General features: G+C 64.1%; 6 protein-coding genes and 2 pseudogenes. All 8 read left to right on the top strand.

Annotated elements, in window-relative coordinates; translation table 11 throughout:
* A partial coding sequence (locus tag RHBS_RS23090; RefSeq protein ID WP_272913888.1) for a molybdopterin dinucleotide binding domain-containing protein occupies nucleotides 1–403 on the top strand: 403 nt, incomplete at its 5' end.
* 2 nt (nucleotides 404–405) lie between these two features.
* Nucleotides 406–1,416: pseudogene (gene nuoH, locus RHBS_RS23085) on the top strand (NADH-quinone oxidoreductase subunit NuoH); the annotation flags it as partial.
* Complete coding sequence (locus RHBS_RS32400; RefSeq protein ID WP_374700649.1) at nucleotides 1,416–1,709, top strand: hypothetical protein; 294 nt, start codon at nucleotides 1,416–1,418, stop codon at nucleotides 1,707–1,709. The pseudogene nuoH and the gene RHBS_RS32400, both read left to right, overlap by 1 nt.
* Nucleotides 1,702–2,271, top strand: a complete 570-nt coding sequence (gene nuoI, locus RHBS_RS31070) for an NADH-quinone oxidoreductase subunit NuoI (RefSeq protein ID WP_374700648.1) — start codon at nucleotides 1,702–1,704, stop codon at nucleotides 2,269–2,271. The genes RHBS_RS32400 and nuoI overlap by 8 nt, the downstream gene beginning before the upstream one ends.
* The gene (locus RHBS_RS23080) at nucleotides 2,268–3,035 is read left to right on the top strand and encodes an NADH-quinone oxidoreductase subunit J (RefSeq protein WP_121870087.1); all 768 of its coding nucleotides are present in this window, start codon (nucleotides 2,268–2,270) and stop codon (nucleotides 3,033–3,035) included. The genes nuoI and RHBS_RS23080 overlap by 4 nt, the downstream gene beginning before the upstream one ends.
* A complete protein-coding gene (gene nuoK / locus RHBS_RS23075; RefSeq protein ID WP_128646508.1) occupies nucleotides 3,032–3,331 on the top strand; it encodes an NADH-quinone oxidoreductase subunit NuoK in 300 nt (99 codons plus the stop codon). The genes RHBS_RS23080 and nuoK overlap by 4 nt, the downstream gene beginning before the upstream one ends.
* Nucleotides 3,332–3,344: 13 nt before the next feature.
* Nucleotides 3,345–5,215, top strand: a pseudogene (gene nuoL, locus RHBS_RS23070) (NADH-quinone oxidoreductase subunit L).
* Nucleotides 5,216–5,250: 35 nt separating this feature from the next.
* Nucleotides 5,251–5,924: proton-conducting transporter membrane subunit (locus tag RHBS_RS23065; RefSeq protein ID WP_272913889.1), on the top strand; the 674-nt coding region annotated here is incomplete at its 3' end.

Here is a 5,924-nt window from a genome sequence, read left to right as displayed (position 1 = left end):
GGACGGCCCGCGCACCGCGGTGGCCCGGTTGGCACCCCGCGTGGACGTTCCGGCCCTCGGTTCCGGGGACGCGGTTCTGGCCACGTGGCGGATGCTTCTCGATGCGGGACGGATGCAGGACGGTGAGGACAATCTCGCCGCGACCGGTCGCGCGCCCACGGTTCGGTTGTCGGCGGCGACGGCCTCGGCGATCGGGGCGGAGACCGGTGACTTGGTGAGCGTCGGGACGGACCGGGGCTCGATCACGTTGCCGCTGACGATCACCGACCTGCCCGACTCCGTGGTGTGGGTACCGATGAACTCGCCCGGTTCGGCGGTGTATCGCTCGCTGGGGGTGCAGTCGGGCGCGGTGGTAGGCATTCGTCGTGTTTCTGCGGAATCCACCGAGGGAGGCCAGTCATGATCGTGGCCGCGCCGACCGATCTGTCGATGTTCGGCACCGATCCGTGGTGGTTGGTTGTCGGGAAGGCCTTGGCGGTCTTCGTGTTCCTGGTGCTCACGCCGCTGGTGGCGATCTATGCCGAACGCAAGATCATGGCGTGGATGCAGATGCGGGTGGGGCCCAACCGGGTGGGTCCCTGGGGTCTGTTGCAGTCGCTGATGGACGGCATCAAGCTGGCGCTGAAAGAGGGGATCACTCCGACCGGCGTCGACAAGCCGATTTACATTCTGGCTCCGATCATTTCGGTGGTTCCTGCGTTCATGGCCTTCGCGGTGATTCCGTTCGGTCCCGAGGTGTCGGTGTTCGGTACGACGACGCCGCTGCAGATGACCGACCTGCCGGTGGGTGTTCTGTACATTCTCGCGGTCACGTCGGTGGGGGTGTACGGGATCGTGTTGGCAGGGTGGGCGTCGGGCTCGACGTACCCGCTACTCGGTGCTTTGCGTTCGACGGCGCAGGTGATTTCCTACGAGGTCGCAATGGGCCTGTCGTTCGCGGCGGTCTTCCTGTACGCGGGCACCATGTCGACGTCCGGAATCGTTGCTGCGCAACGGAACACCTGGTACGTGTTTCTGCTGCTGCCGTCGTTCCTGGTGTACGTGACGGCGATGGTCGGCGAAACCAACCGCGCTCCGTTCGATCTGCCCGAGGCGGAGGGTGAGTTGGTGGGCGGTTTCCACACCGAGTACTCGTCTCTTCGTTTCGCCATGTTCATGCTCGCCGAGTACATCAACATGGTCACCGTGTCGGCGCTCGCGACCACGCTGTTCCTCGGCGGCTGGCGGGCTCCGATTCCGCTGAGTCTGTGGAGCGGTGCCAATTCGGGCTGGTGGCCGGTGCTGTGGTTCACCCTCAAGGTGTGGGTGTTCCTGTTCGTGTTCATCTGGCTGCGTTCGACCCTGCCGAGGCTGCGCTACGACCAGTTCATGAACTTCGGCTGGAAGATTCTGATTCCCGTTGCCTGATCTGGGTGATGGTGATCGCGACGGTGCGCGTCCTCGGGGCCGATCGGTACGACGTACCGCTGGTCACGTTCGGTGTGTCGATGATCTTCGCGGTGGCCGTGCTGGGTGCGCTGCTGCTGATGGTGCGCAGGCGTGCCCGGGAACGGAACGTGCCACCTCCTCTACCCGTCGCCGAGTTCGATGCTCTGGCAGGCGGATTCCCGATACCTCCCATTCCCACGCAGGGCTCGAATTTCCCGAGCCGGCATGCCGGTGTGCGCTCGCCCGCCGCCAGGTCACCGAAGGAGAACGCCGATGCCTGAATTTCTCGGTCCCATAGCGGGTTTCGGGGTCACGTTCGCCACGATGTTCAAGAAGGCCGAGACGGAGCTGTATCCGGAGGAGAAGAAGCCCACCGAGGTTCGCTACCACGGTCGGCATCAGCTCAATCGGTACGCCGACGGTCTCGAGAAGTGCATCGGCTGCGAGCTCTGCGCGTGGGCCTGCCCGGCCGACGCCATCTACGTCGAAGGAGCCGACAACACCGAGACCGAGAGGTTCTCTCCGGGTGAGCGTTACGGCGGGGTCTACCAAATCAACTACCTGCGGTGCATCGGGTGCGGATTGTGTGTGGAGGCCTGTCCCACACGGGCTCTGACGATGACCAACGAGTACGAACTCGCCGGTGACAACAGAGCCGATCTGATCTACGAGAAGGAATCTCTGTTGGCCCCTCTGCAACCGGAGATGGTGGCACCACCGCACGCGATGGCACCGGGCCTTTCGGCCGAGGACTACTACCGGGGAACCGTCACCGGCCACGAGACCCCAGCGGAGTCCGCAGCCGAACCCGCATCCGAACCCGAGGGCGGTTCGGTTCGATGACTGCCACAGTGCAGCTCGCCCTCGATGCCACGTCCACCGGTGAGGCCGTGCAGTTCTGGACCCTGGGTGTCGTTGCCGTCATCGGTGCCCTCGGGGTGGTGATGAGCACCAAGGCAGTCTACTCGGCGTTGTTCCTCGCTGCCACGATGGTGGTACTGGCCACCTTCTACATGGCGCAGGGGGCGTTGTTCCTCGGTGTCGTGCAGATCGTCGTCTACACCGGCGCGGTGATGATGCTGTTCCTGTTCGTTCTGATGCTCGTCGGAGTCGACACGTCGGAGTCGCTGACCGAAACCCTGCGCGGTCACCGCATTGCAGCCGTCGTCATCGGAATCGGCTTCGGACTGTTGATCATCGGGGTACTGCTGCGCGACGCGGCAAATGCCGGTCGGCTCGACTTCGCCGGTCTCGACGCCGTCAACTCCGCCGGAAACGTCGAGGGCCTGGCAGAGCTGATCTTCGTCGAGTACGTGTGGGCGTTCGAGTTGACCGGGGCGCTGCTGATCACTGCCACCATCGGAGCGATGATTCTGGCGCACCGGGAAGCTCTGGGGCCGGTCAAGGGTCAGCGAGAAATGGCACAGGATCGATTCCGCGACGGCTCGAGGGTGACACCGCTGCCGAGTCCTGGGGTGTACGCCAGACACAACGGGGTCGATCGCCGCGCCTTGTTGCCCGACGGAACCGAGTCCGAGTCCTCCGTCAACGCCATGTTCGCCGATCCTCGAAGCCAGTACAAGGTGGACGGGGGTGACGAGCGATGAATCCGGAGAACTATCTCTATCTGTCCGTTCTGCTGTTCACGATCGGAGCGGCGGGTGTCATCGTCAGACGCAACGCCATCATCGTGTTCATGTGTATCGAATTGATGCTCAACGCAGTCAATCTGGCGTTCGTCACTTTCTCCCGCATGCACGGCAATCTCGACGGACAGTTGTTCGCGTTCTTCACCATGGTGGTCGCCGCCGCCGAGGTGGTGGTGGGCCTGGCCATCATCATGGCCATCTTCCGATCTCATCGGTCGATTTCGATGGACGAGAACTCCCTGATGAAGAATTGACGGGGGCGCAGAAATGATGTCGATGCTGTGGCTTCTTCCGGCTCTGCCTGCATTCGGTGCAGCGTTCCTGCTGCTCGGTGGCAGGCGCACCGACCGCTGGGGGCACCTCGTCGCGACGGCGGCGGCAGCGTCCTCGTTCGTCGTGGCTGCGGTGGTGTTCGGCTCGATGCTCGGCCGCGCCGAGTCGGGCCGAGCCTTCACCCAGACCCTGTTCCGGTGGGTTCCGGTCGACGAATTGCAGGTCGAGTTCGGCTTGCGCGCAGATCAATTGTCGATCTGCTTCGTCCTGCTGATCACCGGTGTCGGGTCGCTCATTCACGTGTACTCCATCGGCTACATGAGCCACGACGCCGAGCGGCGGCGCTTCTTCGCGTACCTCAACCTGTTTCTGGCAGCCATGCTGCTGCTGGTTCTGGCCGACAACTTCCTCGGCCTCTATCTGGGGTGGGAGGGTGTGGGTCTGGCGTCGTATCTGCTCATCGGCTTCTGGCAACACAAGCCGTCGGCTGCGTCGGCTGCCCGAAAAGCGTTCGTGGTCAACCGAGTCGGCGATATCGGCTTGGCCGTTGCGCTGATGATCATGTTCGTCAACTTCGGCTCCGTGCAGTACGACGACGTGTTCGCCGGAATTGGCGAGGCGAGCGAATCGGTGGCCACCGCCATGGCACTGATGTTGTTGTTGGCGGCGTGTGGAAAGTCGGCGCAGGTGCCGCTGCAGTCGTGGCTCGGCGACGCATGGAGGGCCCGACACCGGTATCGGCATTGATTCACGCGGCCACGATGGTCACGGCCGGGGTGTATCTCATCGTCCGCTCGGGACCGGTGTTCGAGGCGTCGCCCGCCGCCCGCGCTGCCACCGTCACAGTCGGGGCGGTCACCTTGCTGTTCGGAGCCGTCATCGGTTGTGCGAAGGACGACATCAAGAAGGCGCTCGCGGCGTCGACGATGAGTCAGATCGGGTACATGGTGCTCGCGGCCGGGCTCGGCCCCTCCGGGTACGCGTACGCCATCGTGCTCCTGATCTCGCACGGCTTCTTCAAAGCGGGATTGTTCCTGGGCGCGGGCTCGGTGATGCACGCGATGAACGACGAGACCGACATGCGACGGTTCGGTGGACTCCGCGCCGCGATGCCGATCACGTTCGTCACGTTCGGCCTCGGGTATCTCGCCATCATCGGACTGCCGCCGTTCTCCGGCTTCTTCGCCAAGGATCCGATCATCGAGGTCGCCTTCGCCGCCGAGGGAGTGGCAGGCCCGGTTCTCGGCTGCGTGACTTTGCTCGGTGCAGGCCTGACGGCCTTCTACATGACTCGGGTGATGCTGTTGACGTTCTTCGGTCCGAAACGCTGGTCCGCGCAGGCACATCCGCACGAGGCGTCGGCGACGATGACCGCACCGATGATCGTGTTGGCCGTCGGCTCGGTGGCGTCGGGTGCCTTTCTCGCGGTGGGCGGACGCCTCGAGGCATGGCTCGAACCCGTGGTGGGATCGGCACACGAGGAGCACGCGATTCCGGCATGGGTGGTCACCGTCGCCGTCCTGGTGGTCGTGCTGATCGGCGCGACCCTCGCCTACCGCAAGTACATCGTCGGTGAGGTTCCACCGACGCCACCCGAGGATGTGTCGGCCCTGACCCGAGCTGCACGTGCCGATCTCTACGGAGATGCCGTCAACGAGGCGGCATTCATGCGTCCAGGACAGACCCTGACGCGCGCAATGGTGCACGCCGACAACGGTATCGACGCCGTCGTGGACGGGGTGGGTAGCTCGATCGGTGGCGCATCGACGCGGTCCGGGCGGCTGCAGACGGGATATGTGCGGTCGTATGCGTTGGCGATGTTCGCGGGAGCTGTTCTCGTGGTCCTGATGGTGGTGGCTCTGTGACGACTCCCTGGTTGACCGTTCTATGGGTAGTCCCGATGCTCGGCGCGATCGTCGTCGCCCTGGTGCCCGCCGCTCGCCCGACCGTCGCGCGCAGTGTCGCAGTGGGTTTCGCTGCCGGGACCTTGGCCGTGTCGGTCGCCTTGGCGGTGTCGTTCGACTCCGGTGGTGATCGGTACCAGTTCGTCGAAGACCACGCCTGGATAGCGGCTTTCGGTGCGCGGTACACCCTCGGCCTGGACGGAATCGGCCTCGTTCTGGTGTTGCTCACCACCGTTCTCACGCCCTTGCTGCTCGTCGCGGGCTGGAACGACGGCACTCGCGTCGCGAACTACGGCTCCCGTCGGGTGTCGCACACGTACATGGCGTTGATCCTGGTGGTCGAGTCGATGGTGCTGGTGTCGTTCACCGCGTTGGACGTGTTGTTGTTCTACATCTTCTTCGAGGCGATGCTGATTCCGATGTACTTCCTCATCGGTGGCTTCGGGGGAGTCCATCGAACGCGCGCCGCGGTGAAGTTCCTGTTGTACAACCTGTTCGGCGGTCTGGTGATGTTGGCGGCCGTCATCGGCCTGTACGTGGTGACCGCGAGACCCGACGGGCCTTTCGACGGCGGGACATTCGATCTGCGCGCGATCGCCGATGCGGCTGCATCGGGCGGACTCGGTGTGGATCCGATGGTTCTGAATGCGCTGTTCCTCGGCTTCATGTT

The organism is Rhodococcus sp. BS-15, assembly GCF_000813105.1.
Taxonomy (GTDB): Bacteria; Actinomycetota; Actinomycetes; order Mycobacteriales; family Mycobacteriaceae; genus Rhodococcoides.
The sequence above is the reverse complement of the archived record's forward strand: the minus strand, read 5'-3'. Positions and strand labels throughout refer to the sequence as shown.

Bases quoted from the DNA above. Each gene is read 5' to 3' on its own strand.
- nuoK (WP_128646508.1), top strand. From the start codon at position 3,032: ATGAATCCGGAGAACTATCTCTATCTGTCCGTTCTGCTGTTCACGATC.
- RHBS_RS23080 (WP_121870087.1), top strand. From the start codon at position 2,268: ATGACTGCCACAGTGCAGCTCGCCCTCGATGCCACGTCCACCGGTGAG.
- RHBS_RS32400 (WP_374700649.1), top strand. From the start codon at position 1,416: ATGGTGATCGCGACGGTGCGCGTCCTCGGGGCCGATCGGTACGACGTA.
- nuoI (WP_374700648.1), top strand. From the start codon at position 1,702: ATGCCTGAATTTCTCGGTCCCATAGCGGGTTTCGGGGTCACGTTCGCC.